We start from the raw sequence: 17,632 nt of genomic DNA on the forward strand, positions 1-17,632 counted from the left end.
CCCTACGTGTCAGGCTGGAGCGGTACCACGGTGACAGAGCAAGTCAGCTCGATCGCGTAGGGCGAGAACCAGGAAACCAATCATTATGTCCAAACTCGCTTTGGCCGATATAGGCCAAGATGGATCCATGAGTAGTTCCGGACCGCGTGCCGGTGGACCGACCCCTCGAAGGTCATTCACCCCGACGCAGAAGCTAGAGTTCTTGGCCCAGTACGAGGAGGCCTGCACCCGGCAGGAGGGTGGCGCCTTCCTGCGGGAGCAGGGGCTGTATTCCTCCCAGATCACCGAATGGCGCAAGCTGCGCGACGCCGGTGTCCTGCAGGGGAAGAAGGCCGGGGAAGCCGTCGGGAAGCTGTCCCCGGAGCAGGCCGAGATCGCGCGTCTGCGCCGCCAGCTGGGGGTGAGCGAGAGCCGGTTGAAGAGATCCGAGGCAGCCCTCGGTGTGATGGGAAAACTTCACGCGTTCTTGGAGACTCTCTCCGAGGACACGAACGACGATCCGACGCCCAAGAAGCGCTGATGGGCGCCTACGAGCAGCTGGTTGGACTCGCTGTCCCGACACGGCGGGCCGCGGCCCTGGTCGGTCTTTCCCGCACCACGATCTACCGCAAACCGGCCGTGCCGGAAGACCGTGAACCGGTGGAGCCGCCGAACAAGCTGAGCACCGCGGAGCGGGCGGAGATCCTGGCCGCGCTGAACTCGCCGGAGTTCGTGGACCTGGCGCCGCTGCAGGTCTATGCGAAGCTGCTGGATGCCGGCATCTACCTGGGTTCGGTCTCCACGTTCTACCGGGTGTTGGAGGAGAACCGGCAGGTGAAGGAGCGCCGGCGATTGGCCAAGCATCCGGCCAGGGCCATCCCCGAGCTGGTCGCCACCGCGCCGGGGCAGGTGATGAGCTGGGACATCACCAAGTTGGCCGGTCCTGTTAAGGGCAAGTACTTCGACTGCTACCTGATGATCGATATCCACTCAAGGTTCATTGTCGGCGCGCACGTGCACGCCACCGAATCGGCGATCCTGGCGGTGGAGATGATGAGGGAGATCTTCGGGATCCATGGCATCCCGCAGGTAGTCCACGCGGACCGCGGGACGTCGATGACGTCGAAGACGGTGGCGGCGTTGCTCTCTGACTTGGAGGTCACCAGGTCCCATTCCAGGCCCCGGGTGAGCAATGACAATCCGTACTCGGAAAGTTTATTCAAGACCATGAAATACGGGCCGACGTTCCCTGAGCGCTTCGCCTCCCTGGGTGATGCGCGGGCATTCATCAGTGGCTTCGTGGATTGGTACAACCACCATCACCAGCACTCCGGCATCGGGTTCCATACCCCCGCCAACGTGCACTACGGCTTCTCCGACGGGGTCGCGCAGAAACGCTCCAACACGCTGAGCGCGGCCAGGGCCAAACACCCCCACCGTTTCAGCACCGCCATCGACCCCAAGATCCTGGCCCTGCCCGGGCCGGCATGGATCAACCAACCTACAGAAACCGCCGAAAAAGAAGCAGCCTAACGGCTGTCTAACTCACCGTGGTACCGCTTGACTTGAAAAATTCCGCTATTGCCGATCCACCAGAGACATCGACACAGGACTATCTCGTAAGCCGATCCCCCACCGCGACACCCGACGCCCACAAAACCGACATCGAAAAATGTCATTTCCAGGAGTCGACTGCACTGACTGTCACAAGTCGGCTGCGCTGAAACTTCGTGACCCGTAGCGGATCCCCACAGGACAAGTACAGCGGCCACACCTGACTGCGCTGCACCCTATTGCGATCCGGCGGGCACATTAGCCCGGTCCCTTGCGGCGATCTTCAGATACTCCCGCGTTTCGGCAAGCAGGCGTGGAAGATCGTCGTCCAGCGTCAGCCGGTGTGTGCCATAGACAATCGCGTCCTCGCGGAGCAATGTGTCGTGGTCGAAGATAGTCAGGGCAACAGGATCGGGCTGGCCGCGCACATTGCCCAACGCCCGGTCTTCGATGTGCTCGTAGGCGTTCCTGATCGCCCGTACGCTGTCCCGGTGGGTCGTGATTGAGCTAGGCAGGTCGGCCACGACGCCGATTCTGGTAGCGGCTCTCTCCGCCATGTCGATGGCACGGCCGAGAGCCACAACCGAGCTCTCGATTGCCCCAAGCATGGCGAAGACATGGCGACGGACAGCGGGACCGAACTTCCCCGCCTCGTTCGCCACCGCGCGGTGGCGTTCGACCGCCATGAGGAGTTCGTTGGCTTGGTCCAGCCGGCGTGCAGCAGCGAGAAGATAGCGGGACTGCGCATCATCGCGTTCCCCAATCGCGAACCATGACCACAGCACGGGCGTGAGTGGAACATAACCGGACTCGGTTGGTTCCTGCATGGCGTCTAAATGGTCCAATGCCACGGTCAGCTGCTCGATAACGAGGGTCTCCCCCGGCTCGACGTGCACTCGCCGTCCATCATCTTTTTCGCCGTGGCGAAGGGTGCGCGCATATACCCTGCCAGGTTCACGGCGGGTAGGAACAAGGCGAAGGGAGAAAACCAACCCGAGGGTGTCTCCTACCTCGGAAGTTGTGTTCACGGAGGTATGGGAAATGGCTTCCATCTGGATCAGTTCGTCGCCCTCGTAGAACGGGATGCGCGGCGGATCGGGATCGCACGGGTCCTTCTTGCGAAAGACGATCGTGCGACCCTCACGACGTACGAAGACGGGCGCCTCGTCCTCGTGGCCCGGCTCAGCCCCTAGCCACCCTTTGAACGGCCTGCCGTCGGGGGATTCCGGTGTCGGTGTCTCAATCTCCATGAGCAGCATTATGCCGTCCTTGGCGCCGCCCGACCAGTGCAGGAATCTGACAGTCAACGGCCATCAGCACGTCCCTTTTGAGAAACGCTCAACAGTGACGGGGCGTGAAGGATAAAGATTGACAGGTCCGCTTCAAGGGGCGCGCCCGTGCATCGACGTGGCGGCCCTTCTCGCAAACGAAGGATTTCGAGAACGACACGAATCGAGAACCCATGGCGCGGGCCCACATCGTGGAAATATGGGTTCCCGCCCCGGAAGATTGGTTCGGCAGGATGTCATTTTCAGAAGTCATCTGCACGGAATGTCCGAAGTCGTCTGCACAACGCTTTCTACCTCAGACTTAACGCGGCAACCGGCTCTCAAGGTAGTTTCCCCGTTCCCTGGAAGTGGGGAAACTACCTCGCAGACACTTCATTACCGAACGCGTAGCTTGGCTCTCCTCAGCACGTTCATGTCACCGCAACAGCGAAATACCGACTGCCTGCCCAACAGGGTATTTGCCATCAGAGTCCGTTGTCCCTGAACGCTTCCTTGAGTTGTTCGACGGTCGGAAGGCCTGCAATGCCTCCGGGATTCATGTAGATCCGGCATGCCAGATCGCTGGTGGGGGCACCATTCGGAAAGATGTCGGTTCCATCCACGGTGATCGTCGGCGAACCGGCGAATGCGGTGCCCACCGCATCTGCCTGAGACTCCAAAAGCCGCGTACGATATCCAATGTCGGAGTGACCGAGGGCGGTCAAGGCCATTTCCAGACGCAGGCCTGCCTCTGCCGAGTTGGGGCACTCAGCTATATGCAGCAATTCTATTCTCATGGGGCCATGATCCATCCTCTGTCGCACGAGGTTCAGCACCGAGTGTGAACCGGATTCTGGTGTCTCAGTTCCTTGAAACTGGGACGCGCTGATGCCTCCAACGTTGCTGCCTGCGGCCAATCCAGACATTTCGTCCATGCTGCGAACAGACTCTGCTGTCACGCCTGTACAAACCGCCGGGCCGGGGGCATGCTGAGGCATGACCGACCCCGACAATTTTCTAGCCTGGGTCAAGTCCGTGCTGTACCAAGCGGAACTGGCCCTTCACAACGGCGACTCGGCCCCGCGCCGGGCGCTCTGGACCCGCAACGAGCCCGTAAGCATCCTTGGTGCGTGGCGCAACGCCTATGGGCTGCAGGAGGTGAACGAGACCTTTACAACCCTCGAGAGGACTTTCTCCGACTGCACGTCGTACACGTTCGAATTGCAGGCGTATGACGTGGTGGATGATATGGCCTATACCGCCGGCCTGGAGCACATCTCAGCCTCCGTCAACGGCCAGCCGCGCAGTTTCACCCTGCGGGCCACCCAGGTCTATCGCCGAGAAGGCGGCGAATGGAAAGTAGCCCACCGGCATGCCGACACAGTGACCGAATAGCGGATCATCTCACATCCTTGGAAGTGGAACATCGCTGGCCGGCAATGCAAAGGATCTCTGCGGAATCAATTGGGATGTTCCAGATCTTGGTTCAATAAGCCGTCCCAGCTGCACTGTACAGAGCAGACTTCTGGAACCGTCAGTATAGAATTTGGGATCCAGTAAGCCGATCCCCCACCGCGCCACTCCCCACCAAAAATCTGACAGATAGTACTGCTGCTAATGGCACCAATGACGAGCTGAACCCCTTCAGCACTTTCAAATCTCGATCCCGGTGGTTTGAGGACAGGAATTTCAGAGGAAACCACGTCGAAAATTCCCGGCCCTACTGCCGGTGAAGAGCACGTCCAGGTCACTGCCAGGACAGTGATTCGGCGTGCCAGGTGCCCGTTGTTCGTGTTCCAGTGAGCAGCGGGTCCAAGCACTTTCCGACCAGTTCCATGGCGGTGTTCACGTCATGGAACTGCGGGTCCAGTGCGCCGAACCGTTTGCTGGCCCGCTTGTAGGCGGTCGCCCAACCAGGGGCCGGAAGGCGCACCGCCGGGGGAAGTTCCAGCCCGCGTCGGTGCGATTCCAGCTTCAACGCCCGGGCGGTCAGGGCCGCGTCGAAAGAGGTTGAGCTGACGATACTCACCAAGTCGGCCAAATCACGATACCGCGTGGAGGGGTTCTTCTGCTCCCCATACAACTCATACATGGCGCAGATCTTGTCCGAGATCTGGTCGGGCAGTGGATAGATTTTGAAGGGCGGGAGGGTCGGCACGTCATCGATTTCGATGATGGGGGCCACCTCGACCGTGTCGACGCCGGCGACCAGTTCAAGATGCGTCGAAAGATCAATGGGGAAATCCCCGACCTGCTGGACTCCGAGGTAGACCGTGACCATGATTTGGGCACCGTCCACGCCCCCTGTCATCCGGGTCGGCGTTCCCAGGACGAATCGGTAGGGGTCGAAGTCGGTCAGATCGGCCAGCTGTTGCAGTTCGGCGATGGCCTCGTTCAGGTCATGGCTCCGGTGTAGGAGGTCCAGATCCTGGCTATGCCGGCTACCTGGAAGGCGCATCAGCAGGCCGGTGCCTCCTTTGAGGACCCACATGGAGTCGGGGCTGGCAAAGACCCTGGCCAGAAAGCGTTGCAGATGAAATTCCCGTTGCAGTTCCTGGAAGTTCCGGCGCCCATCCTTGGCTGCTCTCTTCAGCCGGTCCCTGACCGCGCGGTCAAAGCTTTGGGGAGAGGAGTACCTTTTTTCAATCATTGGTCCAGTCCTTCAGATGCGGGGAGCACGGGTGCCTTGGTGGTTGTTCCTTCATCATCGCCGGGGCCCTCTTCGGATACCTTCGCATCGGCTTCCTTCAGAGACCTGGTTCGAGCCGGGTCGGCGACGGCTCCGATCTGGACGGGCGAGCGAAAGGATGCAAGGCGCTGGGATACATCTGGGGTGCCCTCGATGGATTCGAGGGCACCCCGTACCTCGGAGATGTGTCCGCCCAGGGGGAAGGCAAGACTCGCGGTAATGGATTCGGTCGTCTTTTTGATGGCGGCCAGGAGACCAGTAGCTTCCAGCTGTTGTGCCAACATCATCTGGATTGCCGACGTGGTTATCCCGTCCGCCAGGGTTGTGGAACCGCGGAGCTGGTGGAGGGTCAGTTGGCGTGATGATTCCGGCAGTCCGGCCTCAACCAGGAATCGATCCACCAGGCCTTGGCCATCCTCTTGCTTCATGCCGTAGCGGATGGCAAAGGGTGCAAGCCTTGCCGCCAGGTCATCCATATCCACGCCGGCCTTGACTATCGCGTCTCGGGTGATGGGGGCGAGATGGCCGCCGTCGATACCGATCGCGGCCAGGTCCTGAACGGTGCGGGCCGGGGTGGTCACCGGCATCCCGTTCTTCAGGGTCCTGTCGTTTCTGGGCACGTCGGCCCGGTGGAACCTGATATCTGTGCGTCGGCTCTGCCGCCGGCGTGCCACCGTGAATTCGATGTCGTCGGCATCCACGTTTCCCAGCCCATGCAGGTTGGCTGCCGAGGCATGGGAAATCAGTTCCACCTCCGGCTCGGCTATCCGCTCATAGGCCGGGATCGACGGGTTCAGTCCCAGCCAGGCGGACTGTATTTCGCGGTGGGGATCCACTGGTGCGCCCGCGACCGCATATACCCCGTGCTGCAGCCGTTCCAGGTTGCCCCGTTCGGCAAATCTGGCCATCTGGGCAGCACTTACCCCCGAGGCACGGGCCTGTTGCGTGGTGACCAGGCCCCATTGGGCGGAGGCGAGATCGCTCAGTACCAGGAGGGCTTCGGACGGTTTCATACTTCAATAATCTCACATTTGAGTCACCATTAAAGAATCAGCATGCTCCGATAGCTTTGATAATCGCGCTTGCATGTGATTATCGAAGCTATCGGAGAAGGTTCTCCTTGAAACTCAGCCTCGGCCCAGGCCACACAATCCAATGGGCACAACGCTCCAGTGCGAGATCATCATGCACCCAGGATTCTCACGGAGGCTTCGCTCTTCCTGACCCCACCCGACCCTGGCCCGTAAGCCGATCTCCCAATGCGACAACCCATTGCCAGGCAGATAGTCGCCGCACGGGTCCACTCGAAATACGATTTGCATGAAGCTCAGGCCGCCGAAAAGCAGGCCTTCACGTCAGCACTGAAAAGACCTGGACGCAGCCAGTGCTGGACAAGATCAATCCAGCACTCACCACCCGCAGGCGCACCAAACGGCTCAAGCCGGAAGAGACCTCGGCTGCAGCCGAAACAGCCTCGGCTTAGGTTTCCAGCCCCTGGCCACTTGGGGACTGCAAAAGATAAATCCTTCGGTCTTCGGCAATCCCGGGCTCGTGCTCGTTCAAGCCACCGGCAAGCACGCGGCCTGCGATCTGTTCGCGCGCGGCGTCGGCAGTGCGAGAACGCGCCAATATGTGCTGGCGCTTATTCCTGTTGAGTGAATGCATCGTCAGCGGATTTGTTGTCGGCGAAGAAGGTGAAGGAACCGATCCTCCTGTCTGACTGGGTTAGTTGCATCACGAGTGTGCGCCGACGGTTTTCCGACAGAGCATGGTGTATCGCGCAGCAATTTGCTGTGGGGCCAGGACTCCGTCCGTTCGGTACCACTGGGAGACGCCTACGCACATGTTCGTGATGGCGCGGGCGGCTTCAAGGGGAAAATCGTTCTCAAAAACCCCGCTCGCACACCCTTCAAGAACCAAATCCGTCAGCAAATTTTGCTGGCGGGTACGGGCCGAAATATGTTCCTCTCGTGCAGTGCCTTCCAAACTACGGATTTCACTGAACGAGATGAACGCGACTTCGCGCCTATACGCGTGGAAAAGTACCAAACATTCGATCAACCGATCAAACTTTGCTTGTGTGTCGCTCGGGCCATCGTCCAATGCCGCCTGTGAGCGTATCCAAAGCTCATGCATCGCCGTTCGATCAAGCTCGTCAAGTATCGAATGCTTGGAATTGAAATGATGGTATACGCCCGGAACGGACAGACCCGAAGCATCCGCGATCTGCCTAATGGTCGTTCCGTGGTAGCCATTTTCCATAAAGCATCCCAGCGCCCCGGTCAGGATTGGACCTAGATCCATCCCGTCAAAGTCACGCCAATTACCAATCGGTCGCTCCAGCACTTGCGAATGCTGCACAACGCTCACTGTGGTCCTCACTCTCTCCATTGGGTCACGCGTGGAAGGCCTTCGACCAAAAAACCGCTTGACGCAATCTGTGATCCACACTACATTGAAGTCTACCGAGCGAGCGCTCGGTTGCCATGCATAGTTTGCCGGAGGAAAGACTCGATGCGCGAAACAACAGTTTCCCCTTGGACGCAGTTATATCCGGAGTGGGTTAGCACCGAGACCCCGAGTGAGAACAGCACCATTTGCACCGAATGGGACCAGCGCGTTGATCGAGCACCCAATGCCGTGGCCATCTCCTACTTTGATGGACGGATATCAGTTTCCGAGCTGGACCAGATGGCCGATTCCCTGGCCTGCGCATTCCAGGACCGCGGAATCATGCCTGGCAATGTCATCGGCATCTACCTGCAAAACGTTCCCCAGTTCGCCATCACCATGCTGGCAATCTGGAAAGCGGGCGCAACGGCATTGGTGCTGAACCCAATGTACAAGGGCCGGGAACTCCGAAACCTGATCAACGATTCCCAGGCAGTCGGCATCGTTGCCCTCGAAAACGACCGAGAACATCTGCTCACCGTCCTGATAGACACCTCCTCGGTGTGGGTCATCGGAACTCACGACACCGAGTTCCAGTCAACCGCAGAAATCAAGGCTCTGACCCTGGGCACTCTGCAGGCTGGCAACACCAGCCAATACTCAACGCTTGTCAACGCTTTCGCCGGGCAGAAACCGCTGGCGGTTGCGCTTCAGCATTCAACCCCCGCCATGCTGACATACACCTCGGGCACCACGGGGCCGGCCAAAGGCTCAGTCGGAACTCATCAAAATGCCCTTTCCGTTGCCTGGTCATACGCAAACTGGCAGTCACTTGATGAGGAGGACGTGGTTCTGGCCGTTGCGCCACTCTTCCACATCACGGGGGCCGTCGCGTGCGCGATCTCAACCCTGCTTCACGGCGGGGAGCTGGTTTTCATCAACAGGCCGTCGGCTCGGGCAGTGGTCGATGCCATCCGTGAGCGGAAAGTCACTCTGACCATCGGATCGATCACGGTGTTCAACGGCATCCTCGAACTGGAAGACGCCGATGCCGGCGACATGCGCAGCATCCGCTACCTATATTCCGGAGGCGCCCCGATTCCACCGGCGACCGTCGCCCGCTTCGAAAATCGTTTTGGCCACTACATCCACAATGTTTACGGCATGACCGAAACATCATCGGCCGTCATCGCGGTACCGGCAGGCCTGCGCGCTCCCGTCGACCCGGTCTTTGGGACCCTGTCAATTGGTGTTCCACTGCCGGGCGTTCATGTACGAATCGTTGACCACAACGGAGCAGACGTACCGGCAGGGACCTCGGGGGAACTTGAAATCGAAGGACCCTCCGTGACCACCGGATACCTCAACAAACCAGCGGAAACGGAGCGCGCCCTGCCCGGTGGAAGGCTCCGCACCGGAGACGTGGCCGTCATAGACGAGTCGGGCTGGGTTTACCTGGTTGACAGGATCAAAGACCAAATCAACACCTCCGGTTTCAAGGTCTGGCCACGCGAAGTCGAAGATGTCCTCTATGAGCATCCCGCGGTACTTGAAGCAGCGGTCATTGGCGAACCCGACGAATACCGCGGCGAAACCGTCGTTGCCTTTGTCTCCATGAAGGCGGGCCAGAGCACCACCGAAGCCGAACTGATCGCCCACTGCAAGGATCGCTTGGCCGCCTACAAGTACCCACGATCCGTCCGCATCCTGGCCGACCTTCCCAAGACACAGACCGGCAAGATCCAACGTAGGGAACTGCGCACCACAACCCCGGCCACCACGAAACAGGAAGTCTAAGGATGCCCAACACATCCCTCCCCTTGTCCGGAAAATTCGCAATCGTCACCGGCGCCAGCCGCGGCATCGGACTGGCCATCGCCACACGTCTTGCCTCCGACGGAGCAGGGGTCATCATCACGGCCCGCGGCCAGGAAGCACTGGCTGAGGCTGCCGCCCGAATCCCCGGTGGCAGGGTGATCGCCGTGTCCGGAAAATCCAACGACCCCGACCATCAGCAGGAAGTCCTTGACATCGCACACCGGGAATTCGGAGGCGTTGACATCCTGGTGAACAACGCCGGAATCAACCCTGTCTATGGCCCACTAGTGGACCTCGACCTCGGGGCCGCTTCCAAAATATTCGAGGTGAACGTACTGGGGACTCTGTCCTGGACCCAAGCGGTGGTGGGCGACCGGCGGCTGGGCTTCCGGAAACGCGGGGGCTCGGTCGTGAACATTTCCTCGGTCACCGGGGCCGTCCCCTCGGAGGGCATCGGATTCTACGGAATCAGCAAGGCCGCGGTCGGACATTTGACACGCACACTCGCCGTTGAACTCGGCCCCGAAATTCGGGTCAACTCAATCTCGCCGGGTGTCGTGAAAACCCAATTTGCCCGTGCCCTTTACGAAGGAAAGGAAGACAACGTGGTGGCAGCCTACCCCCTAAAGCGACTTGGCGTACCCGAGGACATTGGCTCCGCAGCCGCCTTCCTGGTGGGTCCGGATGCGTCTTGGATCACCGGACAAGACCTCACCGTGGACGGCGGCCTCACCACGGCCGGCGGCTCAGCCTAAATCCACACCCCTACCGCAAAGGAACGAACCATGACTTTTGAACTACCCCACGACGTGGAACAGCTCCGATTACGGACCCATGCCTTCATCAGGAACCGCGTGATTCCCCACGAACCAGCCCCGGGCGACCGTCTGGACGAATCGGTGCGGATTTCCCTGGGCGAAGAAGCCAAGAAGCTCGGTATCTTCGCGCCCCAGGTTCCGGTCGATTTTGGCGGCCAAGGCCTCGCCTTGCGCTACTGGTCCCCGATTTTCCAGGAAGCCGGATATTCGCCGATTGGTCCCGCCGTACTAAACCTCATGGCGCCTGACGAGGGCAACATGCACATGATCAACCTCATCGGCACCGACGAACAAAAGGCGGAATTCCTGGCCCCGCTCGCCGCCGGAACCACACGTTCCTGCTTCGGCATGACCGAACCTCACCCGGGAGCCGGTTCGGATCCCGAAGCGCTCACCGCTTCCGCCGTCAAGGACGGCAACACGTGGGTACTCAACGGAGAGAAGCGTTTCAGCAGCGGGGCAGAGATTGCAGGTTTTGCCATCTATATGGCACGAACCGTGGATATCGAGGGACATCCGGATGGCGCCACCATGTTCCTCGTGCCTATGGACACCCCTGGCGTCAGGGTTGGCCATCCCATCCACACTATTGACCGGACCATCGCCGGCGGCCACCCGCACCTGCATTTCGACAACGTCCGGGTCCCCAACTCGGCGGTTCTGGGCGAAGTCGGACTCGGCTTCAAATACGCCCAGGTCCGACTGGGCCCAGCCCGCCTGACCCACTGCATGCGCTGGCTCGGCCTGGCCCGGCGGGCACAGGACATCGTACTGGACCGCACCAACACGCGGGAGATCTTCGGCTCTGCCATCGGCGAGCTCGGCATCGCCCAGAACATGCTGGCCGAGTCGGCCATCGACATCGAAACCTCCGACTCCATCATCACCAAGACCGCACATCTTTTGGAAAGCGACCCGAAGGCCGGATCCGCTTTGTCTTCGATCGCCAAGGTCCATTGCTCTGAAGCCGTTTACAAGGTCATCGACCGGGCCATCCAGCTGTGCGGCGGCGACGGGGTATCAGACGGACTGCCCCTGGCTCAGTACCTCAGCGAAGTCCGACCTTTCAGGATTTACGACGGTTCCAATGAAACCCACAAATGGGCCATTTCACGGCGAGCCAGTTCCAAGCGCCGACGCGCAGTCGAAAACGGCGAGGAATTCCGCGGCAACGCCACCACCAGCCAGGAGATCTTCGCATGAGCACTCCAGCACAGCAGCCGGACGTCGTTCAGACCTTTGACGGCGGAAACGGCCAGCAGCCCCTGTTGGTCCTGGACCGCATCGAAGCATTCCTCGACACGGAAGGCATCGGGTCAGGTCCACTAAACTGGGCACGGATTGGAGAAGGCCAGTCCAACGTGACCTACCGGATCGGCCGCGGCGAGGCCGACCTCGTACTGCGCCGTGGGCCTCGGCCTCCCTTGCCCCGTTCGACGCACGACATGGTGCGTGAATCCAGAATCCAGTCGTTGCTCAGGGACGAAGGGTTCCCGGTTCCGAATATCGTCGCCACCTGCGCCGACGAGTCGATCCTTGGAGTCCCGTTCTACATTATGGATTTCCTGGAAGGTGCCGTCATCACCGACAGCTCCCCCCCGCACTTTGTCACCCCCGACGCCAAACGCACGACCAGCAAGCTGACCGTGGACACCCTCGTGCAGTTGCACTCGCTCGATATTTCAAGGGAACCACTCTCGAGTCTGGGTCGTCCAGACGGCTATTTGAAGAGGCAGGTCGACCGGTTCTCGTCGCTTTGGGACGTCAATACCCTCCGCTCGCTGCCCCAGGTTGCCGAGTTGGGGAGTTGGCTTGAGAAGAACATGCCCGATACCCAGCGGCATTCATTGATTCACGGCGACTACCGCATGGGGAACCTCATGTTCACGGACGCCGAGGATCCGGCGGTCCTGGCGGTTCTCGACTGGGAAATGGCAACGCTCGGCGATCCTCTGGCCGATCTGGGATATCTGTTGGCTACCTACGCCGAGCGAGGCGAAAGCCCCTCGGTCATGGAGTTGACCTCGGTGACCCGGGAACCGGGATACTTCAGCCGGGCCGAAATCGTCAATCGTTACCAGGACCAGATGACGTTGGACCTCTCGGCGCTCCCCTGGTACCAAGCGCTTGCACTGTGGAAGGCCTCCATCTTCTGCGAGGCGATCTATACGCGGTGGCTGAAGGGTGAACGGCCAGAGGATCGGTCATTTTCCGCGCGCCTGGAAAAGGGTGTTCCGGATCTTTTGGCCAGGGCCCAATCGTTTGCAGCACTAATGGTCTAGGCCGGCCAATTCCCCACGTTCATCTCAAGACCCCGAAAGGCAACAGTATGCAGCACGAAAAAATCGCCATCATTGCCGGAGCCCGAACCGCTATAGGACGCTTTTCCGGCGTACTGGGCGGGAAGGAATCCCACGAGTTGGGTTCCGAATCGGTCAAAGGCGCCATCCAGCGCTCGGGTGTACCCGGCCACGACATCGATGAAGTCATCATGGGATGCATCGGACAAGTGGGCCCCCACGCCTACAACGCACGACAGGTGGCAATCGGTGCGGGTCTTGGCGAAGATACCCCGGCCTTCAACGTCAACAGGCTCTGCGGCAGCGGCCTGCAGGCCGTGTGGTCCGCAGCACAGCAGCTCGCCTGGGGAGGCAGCGACTTCATCGTAGCCGGAGGCAACGAATCGATGTCGAACATGCCATTCCTTGACTTCGACACCAGATCCGGGCGAAAGTTGGGCCACCGCAGGTTCCTCGATGGGACCATCGCCATGCTCACCGATCCCTTCAGTGGAAAGCACATGGGATTCACCGCCGAAAACGTGGCGCGGAAGTTTGATGTTTCACGCTTGGCCCAGGATGAATTCGCGCTCGAGAGCCAACGCCGTGCCGCGGCAACATCAAGCAAGGCCGTTTTTGCCGAAGAAATCCTCCAACACAGCATCGTCGGGGGCGACAGCGCCGATGTGGACGAGCATCCACGCAGCACAACCACCCTGGATTCACTGGCTCGGCTGGATCCGGCGTTCGATCCCCAAGGTTCGGTCACCGCGGGAAACTCCTCGGGCATCAACGACGGTGCTGCGGCCCTTGTGCTTGGCAAGGTTTCCGGGATCCGCGATCGTGGGCTGCCGGCCTTGGCCACCATCGAGCATGTCAGCACCGCCGCCATGGCTCCAGAGTTGATGGGATACGCGCCAACACTGGCCCTTCAGAAGCTCTTTGCCGAGACCGGCCTTGCCCCGGTCGACATCGGGGTCACAGAACTCAACGAGGCCTTCGCCTCGCAAGCACTGGCAGTTATCCGCGACGCGAAGCTGAACCCCGAAAGCACCAACCCGTATGGCGGCGCCATTGCCCTGGGTCACCCGGTCGGGGCAACCGGAGCGATATTGACCCTGCGCGTGGCAATGGATTTGCAGCGCCGGGACCTTGAATTCGGCATAGTCACCATGTGCATCGGCGGCGGCCAGGCGCTGGCCGCACTACTTCGGAGGTATCCATCATGATTTCCACAGAAAACAGTCTGAAAATCGCAGTCGTCGGTGCCGGCGCCATGGGCTCGGGAATCGCACAGGTTGCATATTCCGCGGGATTCACCGTGACCCTCATTGATCCCTCAGTACAGGCCCTGGAAACGGCTCGGGCACGGATCAGCGCGGCGCCTGTGGCTTCACGGCCTACGACAGGGCCTGGCGAAATCTTCACATCCACCACCTTTGCCGCCATCGCCCACGCGGATTTCATCATTGAGGCGGTCCCCGAGGTCCTTGACGTGAAGTTGGCCGTACTCCATGACATCTGCGCCGTGGCCTCCGACACAGCGGTGATTGCCACGAACACCTCGACGATCCCTATCACGCAGCTCGCAGAATCCGTGAACCGCCCGGAACGATTCACCGGCCTGCATTTCTTCAATCCTGTCCCAAAGATGGCCCTTGTTGAAATCATTCGCGGGGAACATACCAGCGAGGCAACCGTTGAAGCGGCAACCCGGTTTGTGGAACAGGGGCTCGGGAAAACTGCCCTGGCGATTTCTGACCGCCCCGGTTTCGTCGTGAACCGGTTGTTGATCCCCTACCTGATCTCGGCTGCCACCATGCTGGATGCGGACTATTGTTCCGCCGAAACCATCGACAGCGGCATGGAGCTGGGGTGCGGAATGCCGATCGGACCCATTCGTCTGGCGGACTACATCGGACTGGATGTCCTGGCCCATGCAGCCGACTCCATCTATGCGGAAACGAACGACCCTTCTTGCCGTGTCCCGGAGAACATCCGACACCTCGTCGCAGCCGGGCATCTGGGCCGCAAAAGTGGTCAAGGATTCTTCATTTACACCCGTTGATCAGCTCTTATCTCGACCCGTCGAAAGGAAACACCATGACAACGTCTGCTAACGTTGCGCAGTCCGTTCGTCCCGCAGGTCCCCGCCAATCCAAACGCCGGTCAATGATTGCCAGCACCGTCGGAAACGTCTTGGAATGGTACGAATGGAGCGCCTACGCGGTGTTCGCGCCATTCATTGCCAAGGCGATGTTCAATCCCACGGATGCGGTATCGGCGCTGCTCTCAACCCTGGCGGTGTTTGCCGTCGGTTTCCTCATGAGGCCACTGGGTGGCATCGTGTTCGGACGTGTTGCCGACCGCAGGGGACGGAAATACGTCCTGATCTTCACCATGCTCATGATGGCCGGTGGTTCCCTGCTCATCGGGTTGATGCCAACCTACGGCCAAATCGGTGTCGGTGCCTCAATTCTTCTTTTGCTGGCCCGCGTCGCCCAAGGCTTCGCACACGGCGGTGAATCCGCAACCGCGAACACCTACATTGCCGAGATCGCTCCCCCCAACAAGCGAGGGCTCTGGGGATCCATCGTCTTTGTTGCGATCTTCGGTGGCTCGGTCCTGGCTTTCACCATCGGTGGACTGGTCACCAACCTGCTGGATGATTCGCTCGTGGCCGCCTGGGGATGGCGCATTCCGTTCCTTCTGGGCGCATTGCTTGCCTTGGCCGCGTTGTACCTGCGCCGCGGCATGGAAGAAAGCGAAGTTTTCGACCAACAGAAAAACGTTGCGGAGCTGCAGACAGCACCGGCACTGGACCGGGGCAAGATCGCCAAGGCCATCCTGATGATGATCGGCATGACCGCAGGCATCACTTCGGCCCACTACACCTGGACCGCCTACGCATCCACCTACGCGATCACCCAACAAGGCATGGACGCCCAAAGTGCGTACTGGGTCAGTGTCGGTGCCCAATTGGTCGCCCTGGCATCGCTGCCATTCTGGGGAATCCTCTCCGACCGCATCGGCCGACGTCCCGTCCTCATCGGGTTTGCGGTTGCAATGATGATCGCCCAGATCCCGCTCATGACCATGATTACCTCAGCGCCCTGGACCTTGTTCGTGGCATCCGGCAGCGCATTGCTGATTGTTGCAGCCGCCGGAGCAATCCTTTCGCCTGTTCTATCGGAAGCGTTCCCGACAGCCGTCCGAACCCAAGGCATCGGATTTGCGTACTCCTTGTCGGTGGCGGTGTTCGGCGGTTCCGCCCCGTACCTGAACGCATACTTCAATAGCCGCGGGCTGTTCCTGATGCCGAGTATCTACATTGTCGGCCTGTGCGCGATCACCGCACTTGTGGTGCTCAAGATGAAGGAAACCAAGGGCATAGATCTCAACGATGTATAAGTCACGTGCGCAGGCGAGGCCATTGGCGGTTGAATGCCACCAGTTGCCGCGTTGAAAAGGTGCCAGCTCCTGAAAGGAAATCTCCTTTGCAGAAGCTGGCACCTTTTGCGCGTTTCAGCGGCTCGTCGTGCGGCCTGCCCGGTTGACGAACTGCCCCTGACCCTCGGCCGCCGGAACAGAGTGTCAGGGACAGCTGCAGCGGCATTCGCGACTGTATCCCGCAGCCACGGGTATCCGTTGTAGATCTGGTTCAGCGACCTCCATCGAAACGCCGCAATCCACAAATTGGCCGTCCCAGCGCCACCTCAGGAAACTTCCCTTCCGAACCGTGAGCGCCGGATCACGGTGTCGCGCAAGCCGATCCCCCACCGCGACACCCGATGCCCAAAAATCCGACATCTAAAAACGTTGTCATTTTCAGAAGTCGCCTTCACTGGGTTTCCCGGGTTTTGGGGCCAGTGCAGACGCCTGCTGACACTCAGTTTGTCAGGAGTCATCTGCACTACCCTGCAATCTGGTCCAGAGTCGTATGCATTGTCGGTGCTCCTCGTGAACTGAGCCGACTCCAACTTGCCTAGGGCGTATTCCTTCCCCTGTGAATCTCAGCGATAAATGGCGCAGTCTTCACAGAACCGTTTGCCTTTTGATGCATCCCTGCGCATCACGGGATAGCTACCGTGTATGGCTACTTCCAGGGGAAGACATTCCGGTTTGAAATCAGACAACCTCCCTGCGGGGGTCTCGATCCCGCCGGGATGGAGGCAAGGAGTGGATGTGGTCAGAGCAGTGCGGCGAAGCGTTCGGCGGCCGCGGTCGCCCCTGCCACGATGATCTCGTCGTCCTCGTGTAGCACGGTCTCGGTGGTGGTGTAGTCCCATTCCTTGTCCTGCCTTTTCACCGCCACGATGGTGACGTGGTGCCTGGACCTGATCCCCGTTTCCCCGAGGGCCTTGCCCAGGGTTTCCTTGGGCGGGCGGGTCTTGACCATGGCGAATCCGTCCTCGAACTCGACGTAGTCGAGCATGGCGCCACGGACCAGGTGTGCCACGCGGCGTCCCATGTCCTGCTCGGGACGGATCACGTGCTCAACCCCGAGCTGCTCCAGGATCTGGCCGTGCGCGGCGCTGACGGCCTTGGCCCAGATCGTGGGCTTGTTGAAGCGCAACAGGGCAGAGGTGGTGAGGATGCTGGCCTCGAGGTCGCTGCCGATGCCGACCACGGCACGATCGAAATCGTGCACCGAGAGCTGGCGCAGCACCTCCTCCTTGGTGGAATCGGCGCGCACCACATGGGTGAGCCGGCCGTTGAACGACTGGACGATGTCCTCGTCGTTGTCGATTCCCAGCACCTCGGTGCCGGCGGCCGCCAGTTCCAGCGCCAGCGCCCCGCCGAAGCGCCCGAGTCCGATGACGACCACCGAGTTGG

The 17,632-nt window shown here is 60.3% G+C and carries 14 protein-coding genes and 1 pseudogene; 9 read left to right on the top strand and 6 right to left on the bottom strand.

Annotation, left to right across the window (positions count from 1 at the left end; all coding sequences use genetic code 11):
- The first annotated feature begins 127 nt into the window (after window positions 1–127).
- A pseudogene (locus tag ACLQ7E_RS05650) lies at window positions 128–1,512 on the top strand (IS3 family transposase).
- Window positions 1,513–1,769: 257 nt separating this feature from the next.
- On the opposite strand, the gene ACLQ7E_RS05655 reads toward ACLQ7E_RS05650, so the two are convergent.
- Together ACLQ7E_RS05655 and ACLQ7E_RS05660 are read right to left on the bottom strand one after the other, a co-directional pair.
- Window positions 1,770–2,792 carry a hypothetical protein gene (locus ACLQ7E_RS05655; protein WP_411731594.1) on the bottom strand — a complete coding sequence of 341 codons (1,023 nt, stop codon included), beginning with the start codon at window positions 2,790–2,792 and terminating at the stop codon, window positions 1,770–1,772.
- 494 nt (window positions 2,793–3,286) lie between these two features.
- Window positions 3,287–3,736: a hypothetical protein gene (locus ACLQ7E_RS05660; RefSeq protein WP_411731595.1), complete on the bottom strand. Its 450-nt coding sequence runs from the start codon at window positions 3,734–3,736 to the stop codon at window positions 3,287–3,289.
- A 61-nt stretch (window positions 3,737–3,797) separates the two neighbouring features.
- Between ACLQ7E_RS05660 and ACLQ7E_RS05665 the strand changes: the two genes are divergently transcribed.
- Entirely contained in the window at window positions 3,798–4,196 is a 399-nt protein-coding gene (locus tag ACLQ7E_RS05665) for a nuclear transport factor 2 family protein (RefSeq protein WP_411731596.1), read from the top strand.
- Window positions 4,197–4,548: 352 nt separating this feature from the next.
- On the opposite strand, the gene ACLQ7E_RS05670 is transcribed toward ACLQ7E_RS05665, so the two are convergent.
- From ACLQ7E_RS05670 to ACLQ7E_RS05680, 3 genes are all read right to left on the bottom strand, one after another.
- Complete coding sequence (locus ACLQ7E_RS05670; RefSeq protein WP_411731597.1) at window positions 4,549–5,451, bottom strand: nucleotidyl transferase AbiEii/AbiGii toxin family protein; 903 nt, start codon at window positions 5,449–5,451, stop codon at window positions 4,549–4,551.
- On the bottom strand, window positions 5,448–6,503 hold the full coding sequence (locus ACLQ7E_RS05675) for a type IV toxin-antitoxin system AbiEi family antitoxin domain-containing protein (RefSeq protein WP_411731598.1): 1,056 nt from the start codon (window positions 6,501–6,503) through the stop codon (window positions 5,448–5,450). Before ACLQ7E_RS05675 ends, ACLQ7E_RS05670 begins: the two co-directional genes overlap by 4 nt.
- 721 nt (window positions 6,504–7,224) lie before the next feature.
- Window positions 7,225–7,860, bottom strand: a complete 636-nt coding sequence (locus ACLQ7E_RS05680; RefSeq protein ID WP_411731599.1) for a TetR/AcrR family transcriptional regulator — start codon at window positions 7,858–7,860, stop codon at window positions 7,225–7,227.
- A 144-nt stretch (window positions 7,861–8,004) separates the two neighbouring features.
- Between ACLQ7E_RS05680 and ACLQ7E_RS05685 the strand changes: the two genes are divergently transcribed.
- The 7 genes from ACLQ7E_RS05685 to ACLQ7E_RS05715 are packed head-to-tail and all read left to right on the top strand — an operon-like array spanning window position 8,005 to window position 16,207.
- Entirely contained in the window at window positions 8,005–9,678 is a 1,674-nt protein-coding gene (locus ACLQ7E_RS05685; protein WP_411731600.1) for a class I adenylate-forming enzyme family protein, read from the top strand.
- Between the two features lie 2 nt (window positions 9,679–9,680).
- The gene (locus ACLQ7E_RS05690; protein WP_411731601.1) at window positions 9,681–10,454 is read left to right on the top strand and encodes an SDR family oxidoreductase; all 774 of its coding nucleotides are present in this window, start codon (window positions 9,681–9,683) and stop codon (window positions 10,452–10,454) included.
- Window positions 10,455–10,484: 30 nt separating this feature from the next.
- A complete protein-coding gene (locus ACLQ7E_RS05695) occupies window positions 10,485–11,720 on the top strand; it encodes an acyl-CoA dehydrogenase family protein (RefSeq protein ID WP_411731602.1) in 1,236 nt (411 codons plus the stop codon).
- The gene (locus ACLQ7E_RS05700) at window positions 11,717–12,799 is read left to right on the top strand and encodes a phosphotransferase family protein (RefSeq protein WP_411731603.1); all 1,083 of its coding nucleotides are present in this window, start codon (window positions 11,717–11,719) and stop codon (window positions 12,797–12,799) included. The genes ACLQ7E_RS05695 and ACLQ7E_RS05700 overlap by 4 nt, the downstream gene beginning before the upstream one ends.
- Window positions 12,800–12,846: 47 nt before the next feature.
- Window positions 12,847–14,025: a thiolase family protein gene (locus ACLQ7E_RS05705; RefSeq protein ID WP_411731604.1), complete on the top strand. Its 1,179-nt coding sequence runs from the start codon at window positions 12,847–12,849 to the stop codon at window positions 14,023–14,025.
- The gene (locus ACLQ7E_RS05710) at window positions 14,022–14,864 is read left to right on the top strand and encodes a 3-hydroxyacyl-CoA dehydrogenase family protein (RefSeq protein WP_411731605.1); all 843 of its coding nucleotides are present in this window, start codon (window positions 14,022–14,024) and stop codon (window positions 14,862–14,864) included. The genes ACLQ7E_RS05705 and ACLQ7E_RS05710 overlap by 4 nt, the downstream gene beginning before the upstream one ends.
- 35 nt (window positions 14,865–14,899) lie before the next feature.
- Window positions 14,900–16,207 carry an MFS transporter gene (locus tag ACLQ7E_RS05715; protein WP_411731606.1) on the top strand — a complete coding sequence of 436 codons (1,308 nt, stop codon included), beginning with the start codon at window positions 14,900–14,902 and terminating at the stop codon, window positions 16,205–16,207.
- A 778-nt stretch (window positions 16,208–16,985) separates the two neighbouring features.
- Here ACLQ7E_RS05715 and ACLQ7E_RS05720 read toward each other — a convergent pair.
- Window positions 16,986–17,632, bottom strand: a 647-nt coding sequence (locus ACLQ7E_RS05720; protein ID WP_411731607.1) for a potassium channel family protein, incomplete at its 5' end; no start/stop codon positions are given.

It is taken from the genome of Paeniglutamicibacter sp., assembly GCF_046714615.1.
GTDB lineage: Bacteria > Actinomycetota > Actinomycetes > Actinomycetales > Micrococcaceae > Paeniglutamicibacter.